The organism is Desulfobacter sp., assembly GCF_050177295.1.
The window spans coordinates 1-2,855 of the sequence record NZ_JBFXHE010000504.1 but is presented as its reverse complement, the minus strand read 5'-3'; the positions used below and the strand labels follow the sequence as shown (position 1 = coordinate 2,855).

Annotated in this window: 3 protein-coding genes; 1 reads left to right on the top strand and 2 read right to left on the bottom strand. The window is 45.7% G+C overall.

Annotation, left to right across the window (positions count from 1 at the left end; all coding sequences use genetic code 11):
- Positions 1–5: 5 nt before the first annotated feature.
- A complete protein-coding gene (locus AB7U36_RS21770) occupies positions 6–161 on the top strand; it encodes an isochorismatase family protein (RefSeq protein WP_428161696.1) in 156 nt (51 codons plus the stop codon).
- A gap of 117 nt (positions 162–278) precedes the next feature.
- Here the strand turns inward: AB7U36_RS21770 and AB7U36_RS21765 are convergent, their stop codons facing one another.
- Positions 279–1,691, bottom strand: a complete 1,413-nt coding sequence (locus tag AB7U36_RS21765; RefSeq protein ID WP_428161695.1) for an HD-GYP domain-containing protein — start codon at positions 1,689–1,691, stop codon at positions 279–281.
- Positions 1,688–2,539 (bottom strand): 16S rRNA (adenine(1518)-N(6)/adenine(1519)-N(6))-dimethyltransferase RsmA, encoded by an 852-nt coding sequence (gene rsmA, locus AB7U36_RS21760; RefSeq protein ID WP_277000959.1) that lies wholly within the window; start codon positions 2,537–2,539, stop codon positions 1,688–1,690. Before rsmA ends, AB7U36_RS21765 begins: the two co-directional genes overlap by 4 nt.
- Positions 2,540–2,855: the final 316 nt, after the last annotated feature.

Here is a 2,855-nt window from a genome sequence, read left to right as displayed (position 1 = left end):
ACGGACTGGCAACCGATTATTGCGTCAAGGCCACGGTCATGGATGCTATAATGCTCGGGTTTGAGGTAACACTGATCAAAGACCTGTGCCGGGGCGTTGCCCCGGAAAGCACGGCTGCAGGGTTGGAAGAGATGAAAGCGGCCGGTGTCGATATTTGCTGAAAACAAATTAAGGGGCTTTAGCGGGCTCGGAAAAATTAATGCTACAGAGTTTTCTTAAAAAAAACATTTTTTAGTGTGTGCAAAAACCTAACCGGACATTACTGATAACAAATAGGATTATATGGGGGAAATAGCAGAAACTGCCGCTGCCACCTGATCCTTGGGCAGGGCAAACTCCCTGATAAATACAGGAAGGCAATTCCATATTTTTTTGGGTTGTCTGATACTTTTGTCACTGTCAATGGCAAGAATACCGGTCTGTTTTCCGGCGTTAAAAGGATCCGGCCTGGATGTCAACGGTGTTTGGTTTCTGTCTGTAAAAGGAAGAACAAGGGGTCCCTCGTTTTCAAGAACATAGGCCATCTGTCCGCTTTTAAGAAAAACAATGCTGCCCGGCGGATAGAGCCCGACGGTTTTAACAAAAGCATGGAGAATAAACTGCAAGATGGGGTCTTTGTGCACATAACTGCGGAACAGGCCGGTGACGGCAGTAACCTGGTTAACGGCATCCTGGTAGCTGCGTTTGGAAATCATGGCGTCATAGATGTCCATCAGTTTGCATATTTTGACATAGGGCGGCATCATCCCGCAATCAAGTCCCACAGGATAACATCCAGGCTCTCCCTCATATATCGGCCCATGATGATACCGGATCATGTTGCTGAGTACAGTACTGCCCAGATGGTTTTTTTCAATTAGCGTAAATCCGAAATCGTTGGTGTGCCTGCGCAGCAGTTCGGTTTCATCTTTGCTCAAGGCGGATGTCTTGTTTAAAATCTCTTCCGGTACCATGGACTTTCCCAGATCATAGATGAACAGCCCAAAGGACATCTCTTCTATCTCCTCGGGGTAGTAATAGGAAAACATTCCGGAAGATCCATTGCCGGCAAGCGTTGATGATGATGACCAAAGCGATTTTTCCACTACGCTGGAGAAAGCCCTGTTAAATTGACGCAATACTTGGGAGCCCAAGGCGCAGACATTGGTGGCATGGCTGTAAAAATAGTCATCATAGAAAAACCAATCCCTTGGCGCGTATGCAAAGGGGTGGTGTTTGTGTTCGGCAAATGATGCAAGTTCCGATGCCTGCTCTGATACGGCATTCACATCAAACTCACCCTTTGTCTGCCGGATCTGGTTCACAGCATTTTTTATACTGGCCTGGGCTTTAACACTGATGGATTCGGCAAACCTGCGCAGTTCCAGAATTTCCTTGAGCCGTTCAGTTACGTTTTGAGTTTTGACGGGTTCCGGATCGGGAAATGAATCTGGCAAGGGGTCGGGAATGGCGGTGGATCCCATCTCTATTTTATTACCGGATGCGTCAAACACGCCCCCGTTGCTTGCCACCGGAACCTGCCGAAGGCCATTGTTCCGAAGTATTTTCAGGGGCTTTGTCTTATCCACCATCACATCTTTGGCCAGAAGCAGGGTGCCGTTGCCGTTATATACATCCACCCCGGTTTTAACCCGGCCACCCTGGCGGACAATGTCAATGAGCTTATCTATGGAAATTTTTGATTCAATCATGATTCAAGGGCGTTAACCTTTCCCACGGCCTTTGACAAATCTATGAACTCCTGAACATTCAGGGTTTCAGCGCGCCGTGAGGCGTCAATGCCGGCGTTTTTAAGGGCAATACCCACGAGTTCTTTTGTCAAGCCCATTTCTCCGCCGGACATGGCATTGTGAAGGGTTTTTCTTCGTTTGGAAAACGCTGCCTTGATTACGCTGAACAGCAGGATCTCGTCGGCTTCGCCCATGCCTTTGGTTTCAAAAAAATCAAAGCGCAGGACCGTGGAGTTCACTTCCGGCCTTGGAAAAAAATTATTGGGCCCGATATCTGCAACCCGACTGATTTTTGATGCATACTGAACCACCGCAGAGAGCCTTGAATAGTCTTTGGTGCCGGCTGATGAAAGAAGACGTTGGGCAAGCTCCTTTTGAAACATCAGAAATGCGCGTGTCACAACCTGGCGAATTGTAACGAGTTTAAAAAGGATCTGGGATGAAATATTGTATGGCAGATTCCCTATTACAACAAGTTTTTCTGTTCCTGCAATTTCCCTGATATCTGTTTTTAATATATCCTGATTTATAATCGTAACATTGCAGATTCCTTCACCGGCCAGCTCCTCTTCAAGCAGAGGAATTATACGGCGGTCTTTTTCAACGGCCACAACCTGCTTGCAGGACCTTGCCAATGGCAGGGTGATTGCCCCTAAACCCGGACCTATTTCAAGCACGGTAGTTTCTTTATCAACGCCGGTTTTTTCTACAATCATCTGGGCCGTAGTCGGGTGTGACAAAAAGTTCTGGCCCAACTCCTTTCCGGCATATAACCCGCTTTTCTTTAATAACTCTCCAGGATGTGTCATACTCGTTTTGCTCTCCGTTTCTTGGCTGTTTATCTCCAGAACGCCATATGTCACATATTTTTCGCCTTGGAAAAAGAATAAAAGATTGACAGTAGCGGTTTTCCTTTGAAATTTTAAGGTACCTACCAGTAAATCACAGTTTTTTATTAAATTCCATAAAATTTAACGCCCACAGGCAGATACTTTTTTTACTTATTTAGATATGGCCTACTTGACATTAGTAGAGTTAAGAAGTAATTTCTAAAATATCATATTAAAAAAGCGGCTTGAAGCACAAGCCGGCCCCTTGAAAATTACTATAACTAATTAACAATTA